This is a genomic window from Spirillospora sp. NPDC048819 (genome assembly GCF_040650055.1).
Classification (GTDB): Bacteria; Actinomycetota; Actinomycetes; order Streptosporangiales; family Streptosporangiaceae; genus Spirillospora.
This window is the reverse complement of record NZ_JBEZGN010000001.1, coordinates 611,248-626,971: the sequence shown is the minus strand read 5'-3', so window position 1 is coordinate 626,971 and position 15,724 is coordinate 611,248. Positions and strand designations below refer to the sequence as shown.

General features: G+C 71.3%; 15 protein-coding genes and 1 pseudogene. 11 read left to right on the top strand and 5 right to left on the bottom strand.

Annotation, left to right across the window (positions count from 1 at the left end; genetic code table 11):
• The first annotated feature begins 11 nt into the window (after nucleotides 1–11).
• On the top strand, nucleotides 12–686 hold the full coding sequence (locus AB0C35_RS03000; protein WP_358449781.1) for a YoaK family protein: 675 nt from the start codon (nucleotides 12–14) through the stop codon (nucleotides 684–686).
• A gap of 15 nt (nucleotides 687–701) precedes the next feature.
• Here the strand turns inward: AB0C35_RS03000 and AB0C35_RS02995 are convergent, their stop codons facing one another.
• Nucleotides 702–1,877, bottom strand: coding sequence for an ammonium transporter (locus AB0C35_RS02995; RefSeq protein WP_358449779.1), 1,176 nt, complete (start codon nucleotides 1,875–1,877; stop codon nucleotides 702–704).
• A 277-nt stretch (nucleotides 1,878–2,154) separates the two neighbouring features.
• Between AB0C35_RS02995 and AB0C35_RS02990 the strand changes: the two genes are divergently transcribed.
• The 10 genes and pseudogenes from AB0C35_RS02990 to AB0C35_RS02945 all read left to right on the top strand — a co-directional run bounded on the left by AB0C35_RS02990 (nucleotide 2,155) and on the right by AB0C35_RS02945 (nucleotide 9,791).
• On the top strand, nucleotides 2,155–3,138 hold the full coding sequence (locus tag AB0C35_RS02990) for an urea transporter (RefSeq protein WP_358449777.1): 984 nt from the start codon (nucleotides 2,155–2,157) through the stop codon (nucleotides 3,136–3,138).
• 52 nt (nucleotides 3,139–3,190) lie between these two features.
• Nucleotides 3,191–3,502, top strand: coding sequence for an urease subunit gamma (locus AB0C35_RS02985; protein ID WP_358449775.1), 312 nt, complete (start codon nucleotides 3,191–3,193; stop codon nucleotides 3,500–3,502).
• Nucleotides 3,499–4,329, top strand: coding sequence for a hypothetical protein (locus tag AB0C35_RS02980; RefSeq protein ID WP_358449773.1), 831 nt, complete (start codon nucleotides 3,499–3,501; stop codon nucleotides 4,327–4,329). Before AB0C35_RS02985 ends, AB0C35_RS02980 begins: the two co-directional genes overlap by 4 nt.
• Nucleotides 4,319–4,621: pseudogene (ureB, locus tag AB0C35_RS02975) on the top strand (urease subunit beta); the annotation flags it as partial. The gene AB0C35_RS02980 and the pseudogene ureB, both read left to right, overlap by 11 nt.
• A gap of 167 nt (nucleotides 4,622–4,788) precedes the next feature.
• On the top strand, nucleotides 4,789–6,516 hold the full coding sequence (gene ureC, locus AB0C35_RS02970) for an urease subunit alpha (RefSeq protein WP_358449771.1): 1,728 nt from the start codon (nucleotides 4,789–4,791) through the stop codon (nucleotides 6,514–6,516).
• Nucleotides 6,513–7,262: an urease accessory UreF family protein gene (locus AB0C35_RS02965; protein WP_358449769.1), complete on the top strand. Its 750-nt coding sequence runs from the start codon at nucleotides 6,513–6,515 to the stop codon at nucleotides 7,260–7,262. Before ureC ends, AB0C35_RS02965 begins: the two co-directional genes overlap by 4 nt.
• A gap of 27 nt (nucleotides 7,263–7,289) precedes the next feature.
• Entirely contained in the window at nucleotides 7,290–7,922 is a 633-nt protein-coding gene (gene ureG / locus AB0C35_RS02960) for an urease accessory protein UreG (protein WP_358449767.1), read from the top strand.
• Nucleotides 7,907–8,932: an urease accessory protein UreD gene (locus AB0C35_RS02955; RefSeq protein WP_358449765.1), complete on the top strand. Its 1,026-nt coding sequence runs from the start codon at nucleotides 7,907–7,909 to the stop codon at nucleotides 8,930–8,932. Before ureG ends, AB0C35_RS02955 begins: the two co-directional genes overlap by 16 nt.
• Nucleotides 8,929–9,423, top strand: coding sequence for a CrcB family protein (locus AB0C35_RS02950; protein ID WP_358449763.1), 495 nt, complete (start codon nucleotides 8,929–8,931; stop codon nucleotides 9,421–9,423). The genes AB0C35_RS02955 and AB0C35_RS02950 overlap by 4 nt, the downstream gene beginning before the upstream one ends.
• Entirely contained in the window at nucleotides 9,420–9,791 is a 372-nt protein-coding gene (locus AB0C35_RS02945; RefSeq protein ID WP_358449761.1) for a CrcB family protein, read from the top strand. Before AB0C35_RS02950 ends, AB0C35_RS02945 begins: the two co-directional genes overlap by 4 nt.
• On the opposite strand, the gene AB0C35_RS02940 is transcribed toward AB0C35_RS02945, so the two are convergent.
• The 4 genes from AB0C35_RS02940 to AB0C35_RS02925 all read right to left on the bottom strand — a co-directional run bounded on the left by AB0C35_RS02940 (nucleotide 9,784) and on the right by AB0C35_RS02925 (nucleotide 15,631).
• On the bottom strand, nucleotides 9,784–11,988 hold the full coding sequence (locus AB0C35_RS02940) for an FUSC family protein (RefSeq protein WP_358449759.1): 2,205 nt from the start codon (nucleotides 11,986–11,988) through the stop codon (nucleotides 9,784–9,786). The two genes, AB0C35_RS02945 and AB0C35_RS02940, sit on opposite strands and share 8 nt — an antisense overlap.
• Before the next feature lie 205 nt (nucleotides 11,989–12,193).
• Entirely contained in the window at nucleotides 12,194–13,708 is a 1,515-nt protein-coding gene (locus AB0C35_RS02935) for a sodium-dependent transporter (protein ID WP_358449757.1), read from the bottom strand.
• Between the two features lie 194 nt (nucleotides 13,709–13,902).
• Nucleotides 13,903–14,658, bottom strand: coding sequence for an ABC transporter permease (locus AB0C35_RS02930; RefSeq protein ID WP_358449755.1), 756 nt, complete (start codon nucleotides 14,656–14,658; stop codon nucleotides 13,903–13,905).
• Complete coding sequence (locus AB0C35_RS02925) at nucleotides 14,651–15,631, bottom strand: ATP-binding cassette domain-containing protein (protein ID WP_358449753.1); 981 nt, start codon at nucleotides 15,629–15,631, stop codon at nucleotides 14,651–14,653. The genes AB0C35_RS02930 and AB0C35_RS02925 overlap by 8 nt, the downstream gene beginning before the upstream one ends.
• Nucleotides 15,632–15,724: the final 93 nt, after the last annotated feature.

The following is a 15,724-nucleotide window of genomic DNA, read 5'->3' as shown; positions in this document are numbered from 1 at the left end:
AGACTGATCGGATGCCCGAAGCGCGCGATCACGGACCGCTGCCGTTGATATTGGTTCTTCTTACGATATTCACCGGTTTGGTGGATGCCTTCAGCTATATGGAACTCGGCAATGTCTTCGTCGCGAACATAACGGGAAATATCATCTTTCTCGGATTCGGACTCGGTGGTAGCGGGAGCGTGACGGGCCCGGCCCTGTCGACCCTGTTCTTCTGCGCCGGAGCCGTTGCCGGGGGCCGCCTGGTGTTCAGAAGGCCGGCCCACCGCGGCATCCTGCTGGGTGCGGCGTCGATCGTCCAGACGGTCCCTCTCGTGGCCTCGGCCCTGATAGTGACGAGTTACGGCCATACCGACACCTCTCATCGTCAGGTGCTGATCGCCGTCCTGGCCACCTCGATGGGGTGGCAGTTCGCGATCGTGCGGTGCGTCAACGTGCCCGACGTCCGGACGGTCGTGGTCACGACCACGATCACCGCCCTGGTCGCCGATGCCTCGCAATCCCGGGAGCAGATCGTGCGCAGGGTTCTGTCGGTGGGCGCTCTGCTGGCGGGGGCGGCGGCGGGTGCGCTGCTCAGCAGGGGGTTCTCCGTGGCGGCCCCGCTGTGGACGGGCGGGGTCCTCCTGCTGCTGATCGCCCTGCTCAGCCTCGCCTCCGCACGACGGCCGGGCGCCGAACGCTGGGCCTGACCAGGCGGCCCCGGGTCAGCCTTCGGCGAAGCCGGCGTCCGCTCCCCGCGCCTGCTCCTCGTCGGTCATCCGCATCCGGAAGAGGCGGTCGATGACCTTGCCGATGACGAAGGTGACGATGAACGCGTAGGCGCCGACGGCGAGCACGGCGACGAGCTGCTTGCCGAGCACCGAGACCGGACCGCCGTAGAACAGGCCGGCCGTGCCCTTGTCCCAGCCGGTGGCCAGGAATCCGAGCGACAGGACGCCGACGATCCCGCCGGCGCCGTGGATCCCGGTGACGTCCAGGGTGTCGTCGTAGCCGGCGACGAGTTTCAGCTCCACCGCGTACGTGCACACCGCGGCGGCCACGACCCCGATGGCCAGGGCACCTTCGACGCTGACGAAGGCGCACGACGGGGTGATGGCCACGAGCCCGGCGAGCGCCCCGGAGGTCGAGCCGAGCTTCGTCAGGTGCCGGAAGCGGAGCCATTCGATCAGCCGCCAGGTCAGCATTCCCGAGCAGCCCGCGAGCATCGTGCTGACGAAGGCGCGGGTCGCGACGGCGCCGTCGGTCAGGGCCGAACCCGCGTTGAACCCGAACCAGCCGAACCACAGCAGGCCGAGCCCGAGCAGGACGAACGGGACGTTGTCCGGCCGCGGGCCCTCCCTGCGCCGGAACGCGATTCCGGGCCCGAGGACGAGCGCCATGGCGAGCCCGGAGATGCCGGAGTTCAGCTCGACGACCAGGCCGCCGGCGAAGTCCATCACGCCCCATTCGTTGATCCAGCCGGAGTCGGCGAAGACCCAGTGCGCGATCGGGAGGTACACCAGCGTCACCCACACGACCACGAAGAGGACCCACGGGCCGAACCGGGCGCGTCCCGCGATCGAACCGCTGATCAGCGCGACGGTGATGATGGCGAACGTCAGCTGGAAGCAGACATAGATCTGCTCCGGGATCCGCCCCTGGAGCGTGTCCGGCGTGATGTTGCCGAGGCGCCAGTCGCCCCAGCCGATGAGCCCGGCGCCGCCGACGTCATCGCCGAACGCCACCCCGTAGCCGTAGAGGAACCACACCACCGTCACCAGGCTGATGCTGATGAAGCTCATGTAGAGCATCGTCAGCATGTTCTTCGAACGGACCATGCCGCCGTAGAAGTAGGCGAGCCCCGGCGTCATGAGGAGCACCATCGCGGTGCTCACCATCATCCAGGCGGAATCGCCCGTATTAAGACCGGTCGACATATACAGACCTATCGGTTGATTTTTCTTCCCGCAAAGCCGGACGGGCGAGTGAAGCCTCCGCCCCTAGGCTTCGCTTCCCGGTCGCCGGGCAAACCCGCGCCATTGCGGTTTGGTCAGTTATTGGGGAACACGAGAATTTATGAGGCGGTGGCCGGGGAACTGGTCCGGGCGTCGCCTTCCGAATGGGCGGAAGGTCCCGACTGTCCTGCCTTTGACCTGCATCTGAGATGGGAGTGCATCCGTGGCGCCACCATCGTCGTCCGAGGGTGACGCTCATGGTGAGGAACGGCCGCCGGCGTCACCCGGGCCGGTGGACGCGGCGCTGACGGTCCCCCGGGGCGTGGCCCAGGTCGATTTCCAGTCCAGCCACTGGACGGGGCTCATCTTCATCGTCGCGTTGTTCGTCGGCGGCTGGGAGTTCGGCGTCTTCGGGCTGCTGGGCACCGTCGCGGCCACCCTGACCGCCTACCTGCTCGGGGTCACCTGGAACCAGATCTCGCTCGGGCTCGAAGGATTCTGCGGGACGCTCATCGGCGTCGGCCTGGTCCTCTACCTGGGGACGAGCTGGATGACGGCGGCGCTGGTCATCGGCGCGGCGGTGGCCGGCAGCGTCCTCACCGCGGCGATGAGAACCGTGCTGAAGCCGTACAACCTGCCCACCTTCACCGCGCCGTTCTGCGTGGTCACGACCGCGGTGGTGATCGGCGCGCCGTCCTTCGAGCGGGTCTGGTCCGGCCACCCCGACAGTTCCCCGCCGTCGGCCACCGACCCGGGCACGGCCATGACGTGGCACGACTTCTGGCAGGGCGTGTTCAACGGGATCGGCCAGGTGTTCTTCCAGGACGAGTGGTACGTGGGCCTGATCTTCCTGATCGGGCTGGCGGTGGCGAGCCGGCTGGTCGCCGCGGCGGCGTTCGCGTCGAGCCTGCTCGGCCTGCTCATCGGCTGGTGGTTCGGGGCCCAGGCCGCCGACCTCGGCGCCGGCCTGTACGGCTACAACGCCGTGCTGACCGGCATCGCGCTGACCGGGACGTTCATCGTGCTGTCCCCGGTCGGCGTCGTCTACGCGGCGATCGGGGCGGCGACCGCGGCCGGCCTGACCGCCGGCCTCACCGACCTGTTCGACGTGGTCGGCGGTCACACCCTGACCTGGCCGTTCGTGCTGGTCACCTGGGTGTTCCTGGCCGCCGTCCCGATTCTGTCCAGGCTCCGGCGGACCGCGTGACGGTCGGCCCGCCGTCCACGTCCCGGCGGTGCCGGGGCAGAAAGGACCCTAGATGAACCTGTCACCACGAGAGATCGACAAGCTGCTCATCTTCGTCGTCGCGGAGATGGCCGAGAAACGCAAGGACCGCGGACTCAAGCTGAACCACGGCGAGACGGTGGCGCTGATCAGCTCCGCCATCGTGGAGGCGGCGCGGGACGGGAAGACCGTCGCCGACTGCATGGAGCTCGGCAAGCGAGTGGTCGGGCCGGACGACGTGATGCCCGGGGTGCGCGGGATGCTGAGCCTCATCCAGGTCGAGGCCGCGTTCGACGACGGCACCAAGCTGGTCTCCTGCCATGACCCCGTCGGCGGCGGCAAGTGACCGCACCGCCCGCCGCCCGCCGGGCGGTGCTGCCGGTCGGCGGACACGAGAGCATCGCCACCGCGGGTGAGGCGCCGGCCGATTCGCCGGGCGGGTTGCCGGGCGAAGTGCATGGCCCGGGGCGGGCGTTGAGGACCGCGCTGCGGGACCGGCCGCGCGCCGTCGCCGTGCCGATGACGCTGGGCCGCGACCCCGGCCTCGCGACGTCCGCGGGGCAGACGCTCGCCTGGGCGGCGCGCGACAGGCTGCCCGGCGACCTGCTGCTCGCCGAGCCGCTCGGCACCGTGACGCACCTGGTCGGGTGGATACGGGCGGCGGTCACGCGCGTCCTGCGCGGCGGGGAGTTCACGGGGGCGGTGCTGCTCGTGGCGCCCGCGGCCGACCCGGAAGCGGACGCCGAGCTGTTCAAGGTGGCGAGGCTGGTGTGGCGGTATCTGCCGGTGCGCTGGGTGGAGGTCGCCCTGACCGGTGGCGAGCCCGGGGTGGCCGAGGGCGTCGAGCGCTGCCACCGCCTGGGAGCCGGCGAGGTGGCGCTGGTGCCCGCCTCGCTCGTCCCTCCGCCGCCGTGTCCGGGGACGGTTCCCTCCGCGGGCCCGCTGCTGGGGCCTGCGGCGCTCACGGCATTGATCCGCGCACGCGCGGCCGAGGCGGAGCGGCGGTGGGACCGGGACGGCGACGACGGCCTCGCCGCGGCCGCGCACCACGCCCACACGCATCACCACTCCCACGCCCACACGCATGGCGGGGGACACGAGCGGCACCGGCACGACGCTTTTCCTGAAACGACCCAAAGAAGCCTGGAGGGGGCGACCGCTCATGGCGGATGACATCTACATCTTCGGAGAAGGTTCGATCGAGCTCAACGCGGGGCAGCGCAGAGAGACGCTGACCGTGCACAACACGGGTGACCGCGCGGTGCAGACCGGCTCCCATTTTCATTTCTTCGAGGTCAACCGGGCGCTGAGCTTCGATCGCGAGAAGGCGTTCGGCATGCGGCTCGACATCCCGGCCGGCACCGCCGTCCGGTTCGAGGCCGGCGACACCAAGGAGGTGGGCCTCGTCGAGTACGGCGGCGGGATGCGCATCGTCGGGTTCGGCGGCCTGCTCAACGGGAGCGTCCGGTCCCGCGCCGCGCGCGAGCAGGCGTTCGCCCGGATGCACGAGTGGGGCTACCTCGACGACCACGACGGCCGGCCGGACGGGTCCGGCAACGGGCACCGGGCCGCATCGAAGCGGGAAAAGCGTACGCGTGCGGGCTCGTCCCGCTCAAGGAAGGGATGACGGCGATGACGACGACGATGTCGCGCCAGCAGTACGCGGGCATGTACGGGCCTACTGTGGGCGACCGAATCCATCTGGGCGACACGAACCTGATCGTGGAAGTGGAGAAGGACTACAACGAGGGCCACTACGGGGACGAGAGCCAGTACGGCGGCGGCAAGACGGCACGGGACGGCATGTCCGCGGATCCGGCCTCGCTGAACGCGACCACGACACTGGACACCGTCATCACCAACGCCGTGATCATCGATCCGATGCTGGGCGTCGTCAAGGGCGATATCGGGATCAAGGACGGGCGGATCGCCGGGGTCGGCAAGTCCGGCAACCCGCACACCCAGAACGGCGTGGACCGGCGGCTGATCATCGGACCGGGCACCGAGGTGATCTCCGGGGAGAACCTCATCGCCACCCCGGGCGCGATCGACAGCCACGTCCACTTCGTCGCCCCGCAGCAGGCGCAGCACGCGCTGAGCAACGGCATCACCACCCTCCTCGGGGGCGGCACGGGGCCGGCGGACGGAACCCGCGGCACCACCTGCACGCCGGGGCCGTGGAACATCTCCCGCATCCTGCAGGCGTACGAGGACATCCCGATCAACATCGCCGTCTACGGCAAGGGCAACGGCAGCCTTCCCGGGCCGCTGGACGAGCAACTGCGCGCGGGAGCGTGCGGGCTGAAGGTGCACGAGGACTGGGGCACGACGCCCGCGGTCATCGACTGCGCCCTGCGGGTCGCCGACGACCACGACGTCCAGGTCTCCATCCACACCGACACGCTGAACGAGGCGGGGTTCGTGGAGGACACGATCAGCGCGATCAACGGCCGGGCGATCCACACCTACCACTCGGAGGGCGCCGGCGGCGGTCACGCCCCCGACATCCTGCAGATCACCTCGGAGCCGAACGTCCTGCCGGCGTCGACGAACCCGACGCTGCCGTACACGGTGAACTCGGTCGACGAGCTGCTGGACATGACCATGGTCTGCCACCACCTCAGCTACGACGTCCCCGAGGACGTGTCGTTCGCCGAGAGCCGCGTCCGCGCGGAGACCATCGCGGCGGAGACGGTGCTGCACGACCTCGGGATCATCAGCATCATCAGCTCGGACTCGCAGGCCATGGGGCGGGTCGGCGAGTCGGTCACCCGCGCCTTCCAGATCGCCCACCACTGCAAGGACCAGCGCGGCCCGCTGCCCGAGGACTCCTCGCGCAACGACAACCACCGCGTCCTGCGCTTCATCTCCAAGGTCACCATCAACCCGGCCCGCACCTGCGGGATGTCCGGGGAGATCGGGTCGCTGGAGGACGGCAAGCTCGCCGACATCGTGCTGTGGCCGGTCCGCGCGTTCGGGGCCAAGCCGTTCATGGTCGTCAAGGGCGGGCTGATCAGCTGGGCGCAGATGGGCGACCCGAACGCCTCACTGCCGACCCCGCAGCCCGTCTACATGCGGCCCACGTTCGGGGGGTTCGGCAAGGCGCTGCAGAAGACGTGCGTGACGTTCATGTCGGACGCGGCGATCTCCGACAACGTGCCCGAGAAGCTCGAACTGGAGCGGATCGTCCGGCCGGTGCGGCAGTGCCGCACCGTCGACAAGCGGCACATGAAGTACAACTCGACGGTGGCCGACGTCAGGGTCGACCCGGAGACCTACCGGGTCACCGTCGACGGCGATCCGGTCTCCATCAAGCCGGCGAGCAAGCTGCCGCTGAACCGGCTGCACTACATCGCATGACGCATCGCACGACGGAGGGCGCCGGCACGCGCCTCGCGACGTCCCCGCCGCCGGAGACCGGGGGACTGGAATCGCTGCTGGCGCACCTCCAGCTCACCGACTCCGGTTTTCCGAGCGGGCTCTACACCCTGTCGCACGGGCTGGAGGGGCACGTCCAGCTCCGCCTCGCGGGCGCCGAAGACCTGCCCGTCCTGGTGTCGGACCTGGTGCGGGCCGCGGGCACGTCCGACGCGGCGGCGCTGGTGCTGGCGCACCGGGCGGTGACCGCGGACGACTGGGACCGGCTGCTGGAGACCGACCGCAGGCTGCACGCGATCAAGCTCAACCGGGAGCAGCGGACGGCCTCGGTGCGCACCGGCCGGCAGGTCCTGGACTCGGCCGGACCCGCGTTCGCCTCGGCCCCGGCGGCCCGGCTCGCGCGGCTCGTCGCCGACCGGACGACGCCCGGCAACCACGGGGTCGTCGTCGGGGCCGTGCACGCCGGGCTGGGGGTGCCCGTCGAGCACGCCGTGGCGGGCGACCTGTACGCCTTCGCGGCGAGTTGCGCCGCGGCGTCGGTGCGGCTCGGCCGGATCGACTTCCGGCGGGCGCAGGCGCTGCTGCGCGAGATCAGGCCGGACCTCGTCCGGGCGGCCGGCGTGGCGCTGGCCGCCCGGGACCCGCGGGACCTGCACTCCACGGTCCCGGCGGCGGACGCGGTCTCGGCCGTGCACGAGCGGGCCGAGGCCCGCCTGTTCATCACCTGACCCGATCAACATCCGGAGGGAAAGCGCATGGAGCTGGAGCAGGTATTCAAGATCGGTGTCGGCGGGCCGGTGGGGTCGGGGAAGACGGCCCTCATCGAGGCCCTGGTGCCCATGCTGGTGGAGCGGGGGCAGCGTCCGGGCGTCATCACCAACGACATCTACACGCAGGAGGACGCCGAGCACGTCCGCCAGACGCTGGCCGGGACACTGGACGCCGAGCGCGTCGTCGGCGTCGAGACCGGGGCGTGCCCGCACACCGCGGTCCGCGACGACCCCACGATGAACCTCGCGGCGGCGGCCGAGATGCTCGACCGCTTCCCCGACATCGACGTGCTGCTGTTCGAGAGCGGCGGCGACAACCTGACGCTCACCTTCAGCCCGGCGCTGGCCGACGTGTACGTGTTCGTTCTGGACACCGCCGAGGGGGAGAAGATGCCCCGCAAACGCGGGCCGGGCACCACCGACTCCGACCTGCTGGTCATCAACAAGATCGACATTGCGCCCTATGTGCGCACCGACCTGTCGGTGATGGAGCGGGACGCCCGCATGGTGCGCGGGACGGGACCGGTCGTCCTGACCGACTGCCTCACCGGGACGGGCGTCACCGAGGTCGCGGACTTCGTCCTCGGACGCAGGGAGGCGATGTGCTCACCGGCGTGATGACCTCGTCGGAGGCGGAGCCGGAGTCGGAGGCGGCGCCCGGGGCGGCGGTGACGGGGACGCCGCCGGGCCTCGTCCGGACGGCGGTGGAGCGCTTCACCCCGGGCTGGCTGCCCGCCGAGGTGGCGCGGCACGCCGCCGTCCCCGACACACTCCCGGTCGGCGCACCGGGCAAGACGGGGGTGCTGGAGCTGGGTTTCGCGGTGGCCGGCGGCCGGACCGAGCTGACCGGCCACTTCCAGAAGGCGCCCCTGCACATCACCCGCCCGCTCTACCCGGACGTGGGCCGGCCCGGCATGCCGTACGTGATGTTCATGTCGTCCGGGGGCGGCGTCCTCCAGGGGGACCGGTACCACGTCGGGCTCGACTGCGGGCCCGGCACGTCCGTGCATTTCACCACCCAGACCGCGACGCGGCTGTACCGGATGGAACACGACTACGCCACCCAGATCGTCGAGCTGAGCGCCGCGCCGGGCAGCTATGTCGAGTACCTGCCCGAGACCACGATCCCGTTCGAGGACTCGCGGTTCTACCAGCGGATGAACGTCACCGTCGCCCCGGACGCGACCGTGGTCATGGGCGAGAGGCTGATGGCGGGACGGCTGGCGCGGGACGAATGGCACGCCTACACCGCGTACTGCACGGACCTTGAGGTCCAGGACCCGCAGGGCGGGCTGCTGTTCGCGGACCCGGTCAGGCTCGTCCCGGACGAATACGAGGTGACCGGCCCCGCGGTGATGGGCGACCACGGGCTCATGGCGTCCTTGTACGTCGTCACCCGGGCGAGGCCCGCGGGTGAGGTGGCCGACGCCATGCACGAGACGATCGGCGCGACGGGCCTGCGCGGCGGCGCGAGCGTGCTTCCCGGCGACTGCGGAGCGTGGGCCCGGATCCTCGGCGACCGCTCCCCTGAAGTGGAGGCCGCGTTCCACCGGACGTGGGACGCCGTCCGCCGGCTGCTGATCGGCGTCCCCGCGCCGGGCCGGTGCGGACGGCCCGTGGAACCATGAAGGAACCGCTGAAAGGCCGCCTGCACCATCGGGAGCGGGCCGAAGCCGTCGCGCTCCATCCGCACCGGGGCAAGGCTCCTCCGCCCGGATTGAAAGCCCGGGTCATCGCGGAGGTCGCGGCCGGGGGCGCGCTCGGCGCGCTCGCCCGGTACGCGCTGGGCAAGGCGATTCCGACATCGATGACGGGGTTCCCGTGGGACACCTTCACCATCAACATGCTCGGCTGCCTCGCCATGGGCGTCCTGACCTCGTACCTGCTGAGCGGCCGTCCGCACGCTTATGTGCGGCCGCTCGCCGTGACGGGCTACCTGGGCGGCTTCACCACGTTCTCGCACCTGATCGACGACGTCCACGTGCTCGGTGACAACGACAAGGCGGGCCTGGGCATCGGCTACGCGGTGGCCAGCGTGGTGCTCGGCTGGGTCGCGATCGCCGTAGGCCTGGTGCTCGGGCGGCGAATCCCGCGCCACGGCTCCCAGGAGACGACATGACGACGCTCGTGGTGGTGGTCCTGGTCCTTGCCGGCGGTGCCGTGGGAGCCGTCACCCGCTACGTCGTGGACGGCTACATCAAGGCCGCCGCGGGCAAGTCCTTCCCGTGGGGCACCTTCGGCGTCAACATGCTGGGCACCGCCGTCCTGGGCACCTTTCACGGGGCCGGAAGCGGAACCTACGTCGAGGCCCTGATGGGGACCGGCCTGGCCGGTGCGCTGACCACGTTCAGCACCTTCGAACTCGACACCGTCCACCTGTTCCAGGACGGTGCGTACGGCAAGGCCGCCGTCAACGTCATCGGCACGCTGCTGCTGGGATTCGGCGTGTTCCTCGCCTTCTACGCACTCTTCGAACACCTCACCTGACGAGGCCCGCCGCGCTGATCAGCTCGTTGGCGTCGTCGACCAGCGCGCCGAGCGTGTGGGGGGCGGGGGCGAGCCGGCGCAGTCTCTCGTCCGTGAGCCCGTCCTCCCCGCGGCCGTCGCGGGTCAGTGACGTGATCTGTACGTCCAGCGCGGCGAACTGGTCGGTCAGGTCGAGCCGGCCGGCCGGTCCGGAGTCACCCGGTGCGGCGTCGTCCGACACGGCGGCGCGTTCGATGCCGTCGGCGACACGGTCCAGGATGCGGGCGATGGGGTCGTCCTCGCCGAAGTTCTCCCTGGACGTGTCCGCCACCGCGATCAGACGGTCGCGGAGGTGGCGCGACGCCCGGACGACCGTGTCCAGCCGGTCCAGCCGGTCGGCCCTGCCGGGATCGTGGGACGGCTCGTTCTCCAGCCGGCTCCGCAGGTCCGCGACGTTGTTGACTGCGGCGTCGGCGGCGGCGAGCCTGTCGCCCGGCAGGTGCGCCGTCTGGCCGTCCACCACGGACGCGGCGGCGCGGGTCAGTTCCGCGTTCGCCGACAGCAGTTCGGCGGTGCGGGCGGGGATCTGCTGTCCGGCGGCCCTCGGCCACAGGACCCGCGCTCCAACCACCGCGATCCCGCCGCCGGCCGCGACCATGGCGATGCGCTGCAGCGCCGCGTCCCAGTCCGACAGGCGGGTGAGGTCCATCAGCATCATGAGCAGCGGTGTGCTGCACACCGACCAGAACGTGTAGCTCATCGACCGGAGCCCGAAACCCGCGGCGGCGAACACCGTCATGAGCAGGACGATGTGCGGCCGGCTGGGCGCCAGCGCCAGCACGACCGCGGCGATCGCGCTGCCCGCCACCCCGCCGGCGACCCGCTGCCCGACCCGCGACATCGTCTGCCCGTAGGTGTCGCGGAGGCTGAGCAGGACCGTCACCGGCAGCCATTGCCCGTGCGTGAGCCGCAGGGCCGTGGAGATCGACATCGCCGCGGTGACCAGGACGGCGACACGCGTGGCGTGCCGGAACAGCGGCGACCTGTCCCGCACGGCCCGGACGAGCGCGGCCGCGACGCCGGCCGGGTCGACGGCCGGCGGGGGCCTCGGCCGGTGCGCCGGGAGACCCGTCCGCAGCCCGTCGCCCAGGATGTGCCGGGCCGATCTCAGGATGCTGTCGAGCCGGTCGATCGACCGGCTGATCTGACCGGCGATCGCCGCGTGGATCAGCCCCTCCCGGTCTCGGTGCCCGTCCCGCACGGCCCCGGCGCCGGTGAAGGGTTCGGCCTGTATCGGCGGTTCACCGCCCGCGCCTGCAGGGCGGGCACCCGCCAGGGTCTCGGAGAGCAGCCGTGCCCGGTCCGCCAGCGCGGCGACCGCCTCATGCGCGCCGGATCGCCACGGATCCGGGGTCGTCCCGGGCATGGGCGGGTGCGCGGTCAGCGACTGGATCTGTTCGTGCAGGCCGACGGTCGTCCGGATCATGCGGTAGAAGGTGTCGATGAGCTGCTGTGGCTGGGTACCGCGCCGCTCTTCCTCGCCTCCGCTCCGGTAGAGGCGGTGGGTGGTCGCCGCGTCCCGCACGGCCGCGACCGCCTGCTTGTGGCAGCGGTCCCATCGGGTGGTGTCCGCGGCCTGATCCGCGTCCGTCCGGGCGGGGTTCTCCAGTTCGCCGGCCACGACGTCGAGCAGCGCCGCGATCGCGCCGGCGGCCCCGCCCAGCGCCTCCCTGAGCGGACGCAGCCGCCGGGCGGGCCAGGGGATCAGGAGGAGCAGCGCCAGCCACAGCCCGCCCAGCGCCATGAAAAGCGCGTTCTCCAGGGGGTGTCCGGGCGGCGGGCGGACCGCGGTGAGCAGGACGGCCATCACCGCGGTCGGCCTCATCCAGGACACCGACACGGCCGCCGGGACGACCGCCGCGATCACCGCGACGGTCGCCCAGCGGTGGCCCGCCAGCAGCCCGCCGAGCGCACCGCCCGCGGCGATGACCGCGATGGACACGGCCAGTGACCGGGCACGGGCCCCGTAGGGGCCGCTGGGCGCGGTGAAGGCGAGCAGGAAGGCGCCGATGCCCGCGAGCGTCGCCCGGTCCATCTGCCCGGTCACGACGCCGAGCAGCAGGGGCAGGCCGATCCCGAGGGCGGCCGCGAGCCCGTAGAACGGCGCGGCCTGTTCCCTGATCCGGCTGAGCAGCCCGGCCATCCGCTCGGCGACCACGGAACGTACCTACCGGCGGCCGTCCAGGCCAATCGGCCCGGCCCCTAAACCTTCGGTAATCATGCGCTCCCGGCGCGCTTCTCCCGGTCCTTCTTGACGGCCCAGAAAAGCAGCAGGATCAGCACCAGCACGTCGCCGCCGATGAACACGATGGTCCACACCAGGACTTCGGCGTCCACGGGTTCTCCCTTCTCACCGGTCGGAACTAGGAGGTCTTCCCATCGCCGCCCTCGGCCGCCTCAACGGGCGCGGCGCCGGCGGGCGCGGGGGCGGTCATCGGCCCGCCGCCGATCCGGTCGGCGAGGACGTTGTTCAGCGCGTACAGGACGACGAACAGCAGGGTCCACTGCAGCACCAGCGTGGCGACGCTGAACGTCGCGAAGGGGTTCCACCAGTCGTCGGGTGCGAACTCGTCGATCGCCCGGTAGACCCACCAGCCGATCACGAACGCGAACATCGCGGGGAACAGCCGGATCAGCCACGGCCACCAGGCCCGGATGCGGAAGTCGCTGTCGGCGTCCATCGCCGCCCGCGCCCGCTCCAGCCCGTACTTCATCATCGCGATCGCCGCCAGCAGGCCGCTGATCAGCAGCGCGACCCCCCACACGAAGTCCTGGTTGGCGAAGAAGTCCAGGCTGAGGGCCGAGGGGATGCCGGCGACGGCGGTGACCCCGACGACCAGCCCGACCGCGCGCGTGCGGGTCACACCGGCGTCCATGACGTTGCGGGCGGCCAGCTCCGCCATCGCGATCAGGCTGGAGAGCCCCGCCATGACGAGCGCCAGGAAGAACAGCACCCCGAAGAAGGCGCCGCCGGGCATCTCGGCGAACAGCTGGGGGAAGAAGACGAACGCCAGGCCCTCGTTGCCCGCGGTGGCGGCGGCGATCTGCTGCGGCTCGCCCAGGGCGTACAGCGCGCCGATCACGGCGGTGCCGGCGAACAGGGAGGCGAGCAGGTTCCCCGCGCAGACCACCGTGGCGTTGAGCCCGAAGTCCTCCCGCCGCCGCATGTAGACCGCGTAGGTCAGGTAGAGGCCCCACCCGGCACCGGTGGAGAACGCCATCTGGGTGAACGCCTGGAGCCAGAGCTGGGCGTCGCCGAGCCGGTCCCACTCGGGCACGAAGAGGTGCCGCAGTCCCTCCTCCGCGCCGTCCAGCGTCAGCGCCTGGACCGCCAGCACGAGCAGGATCACGAACAGCGCCGGGATGGCCCACTTGAGGATCTGCTCGTAGCCGCGTTTGAGTCCGCGGGCCACGACGGCGCCCACCAGCCCGATGGCCAGCAGGTGGAACAGGATCGTCTGCCAGGGGGTGGAGGTGAACTCGTCCCACAGCGCTTGGGTGTCGCGCCCTTCGTCGAAGGTTCCGGTGAGCGAGTAGAGCAGGTAGCGCAGCGTCCACCCGCACACCACCGAGTAGTAGAACAGGATGCCGACGGTGACGAACCCCATGTAGGCGCCCATCCAGGCGAACCTGCGGCCCATGAAGTCGCGGAAGGCGCCCACCGTGCCGAGCCTGCTCTTGGAGCCCATGAAGGATTCGGCCATCAGGATCGGGATCGCCCACACCAGGTTGGCCACCACCAGGGCGACCAGGAAGGCGCCCCCGCCCCACTCGGCCGCGACCCGGGGGAACCGCCATATGTTCCCGGTGCCCACGGCCATCCCGATCGCGGCGGCGACGAACGTGATCCTGCTGCCGAACACTTCCTTGGCCGCCATCGGGGGCATCCCTTCCACGATCCGGTTCCGCCGGCGCTGTGCCCCCGCCGCGACACGGCCGGATCACGTACCGGACGACGCCGCTCCTGCGACCATCACCCAGGATCCGGCGCGGTTCAAGTGGAAGAGTTGACAACGGTCGCGCGTCCGTTCCACTCACCGTTGGTCCGCCCCAGGCGAGGGCATGCGGGCGGTCAGCGGGTGCGGCGGCGGAACAGGATGCCCGACAGCGCGACCGAGACCGCCAGGATGCCGGCGCACCAGGCCAGGGCCGTCCAGGGCCGGGTGCCGACGGGCTGGTCGAGCAGCAGCCCGCGGACGGTCTCGATGACCGGGGTGGCGGGCTGGTTGCGGGCGAAGCCGTGCAGCCAGTCCGGCATCGTGTCCACCGGGACGAACGCGCTGCTGGGGTAGGGCAGGAACAGCACGAAGAACGTGAAGCCGCTGGCGGCCTCGGGGGAGCGGGCCAGCAGGCCCACGGCGGCCGAGAGGGCGGATATGGCGACGATGAACGCCAGCAGAACGCCCACGGTGCCGAGCCAGGCGGGCAGGCCGGCGCTCGGGCGGAAGCCGATGAGGAACGCGACGGCGAAGACGGCGGTGATGGAGCCGAGGTTGCGCAGCGCGCTGGCGGTGACGTGCCCCGACAGCAGGGCCGGGCCGCCGATGTCCATGGAGCGGAACCTGTCGATGATCCCCTTGCTCATGTCGTCGGCCACGCCCACGGCCGTCATGGACGCCCCGTACGAGGCGCACAGGATGAGGACGCCGGGCACGGCGTAGGTGACGTACTCGGGGGCGTCGGTCTCGATGGCGCCGCCGAAGAGGTAGACGAACAGCAGCATCAGCATCACCGGCAGCAGCAGCGTGATCAGCAGCGCTTCGAGGTTGCGGAACGTCAGGCGCAGGGTGCGGGCGGCCATGACGGGCCAGACGGCGAGCTCAGACACCGGTGGCCTCACTTTCGCGGGACGTCGCTCGCGCCGCCGGAGCCGCCTGGCCGGTGAGGGCCAGGAACACGTCGTCGAGGGTGGTCTCGTTCACGGTGAAGCCGCGGACGGCGGAGCGTCCGGGGTCGATCTCGTCCAGCAGGGCCCGGATCTCGGCGGCCGAGCCGCCGGTGGCGACGCCGAGGGCGAGCCGGGCGGGGTCGTGGTGGTCGGCGCGTGCGCCGAGGGCCCGCCGCAGGTCGTCGTAGGCGCCCGGGTCGGCGGCGGTGAGGTCCAGGCGGTGTCCGGGGATGCGGCTCTTGAGCTGCGCGGCGGTTCCTTCGGCGACGATCCGGCCGGCGTCCAGCAGGGCGATCCGGTCCGCGAGGCGGTCGGCCTCCTCCAGGTACTGGGTGGTGAGCAGGACGGTGACGCCCTCGTCGGCGAGGCCGGTGACGACGTCCCACATCGCGCGTCTGCTGCGCGGGTCCAGCCCGGTGGTGGGTTCATCGAGGAACAGGACCGAAGGGGTGCCGACCAGCCCGGCGGCCAGGTCGAGGCGGCGGCGCATCCCGCCGGAGTACGTGGCGACGCGGCGGCCGCGGGCCTCGGCGAGGTCGAAGCGCTCCAGGAGTTCGGCGGCGCGGGCGCGGGCCCGCGCGCGGGGGAGGCGGTGGAGCCGTCCCATCATGCGCAGGTTCTCCTCGCCGGTCTGCAGTTCGTCGACGGCGGCGTGCTGGCCGGTCAGGCTGATGGCCCGGCGGACCCGGCGGCGCTGCCGGACGACGTCGAAGCCGGCGACGCGGGCGGTTCCGGCGTCGGGGGGCGTGAGCGTGGACAGGATCCGGACGGTGGTGGTCTTGCCTGCGCCGTTCGGGCCGAGCAGGGCGAACACGCTGCCCTCGGCGACCTGGACGTCGACCCCCTCCAGGACCGTGACCGCGCCGTAGGACTTGCGCAGCCCGGTCGCGTCGACGGCGGGTTCGTCGGTCATGGAACCTCTCTCTGCTTATGGCGTACGCGTTACTGTGTATCGCATACGCGGTACTGCGTAGGGTATACACAGCAGGGCGGAGGCGGTCAACCC

Bases quoted from the DNA above. Each gene is read 5' to 3' on its own strand.
- AB0C35_RS03000 (WP_358449781.1), top strand. From the start codon at position 12: ATGCCCGAAGCGCGCGATCACGGACCGCTGCCGTTGATATTGGTTCTT.
- AB0C35_RS02995 (WP_358449779.1), bottom strand. From the start codon at position 1,877: ATGATGGTGAGCACCGCGATGGTGCTCCTCATGACGCCGGGGCTCGCC.
- AB0C35_RS02985 (WP_358449775.1), top strand. From the start codon at position 3,191: ATGAACCTGTCACCACGAGAGATCGACAAGCTGCTCATCTTCGTCGTC.
- ureC (WP_358449771.1), top strand. From the start codon at position 4,789: ATGACGACGACGATGTCGCGCCAGCAGTACGCGGGCATGTACGGGCCT.
- AB0C35_RS02965 (WP_358449769.1), top strand. From the start codon at position 6,513: ATGACGCATCGCACGACGGAGGGCGCCGGCACGCGCCTCGCGACGTCC.
- ureG (WP_358449767.1), top strand. From the start codon at position 7,290: ATGGAGCTGGAGCAGGTATTCAAGATCGGTGTCGGCGGGCCGGTGGGG.
- AB0C35_RS02950 (WP_358449763.1), top strand. From the start codon at position 8,929: ATGAAGGAACCGCTGAAAGGCCGCCTGCACCATCGGGAGCGGGCCGAA.
- AB0C35_RS02945 (WP_358449761.1), top strand. From the start codon at position 9,420: ATGACGACGCTCGTGGTGGTGGTCCTGGTCCTTGCCGGCGGTGCCGTG.
- AB0C35_RS02935 (WP_358449757.1), bottom strand. From the start codon at position 13,708: ATGGCGGCCAAGGAAGTGTTCGGCAGCAGGATCACGTTCGTCGCCGCC.
- AB0C35_RS02925 (WP_358449753.1), bottom strand. From the start codon at position 15,631: ATGACCGACGAACCCGCCGTCGACGCGACCGGGCTGCGCAAGTCCTAC.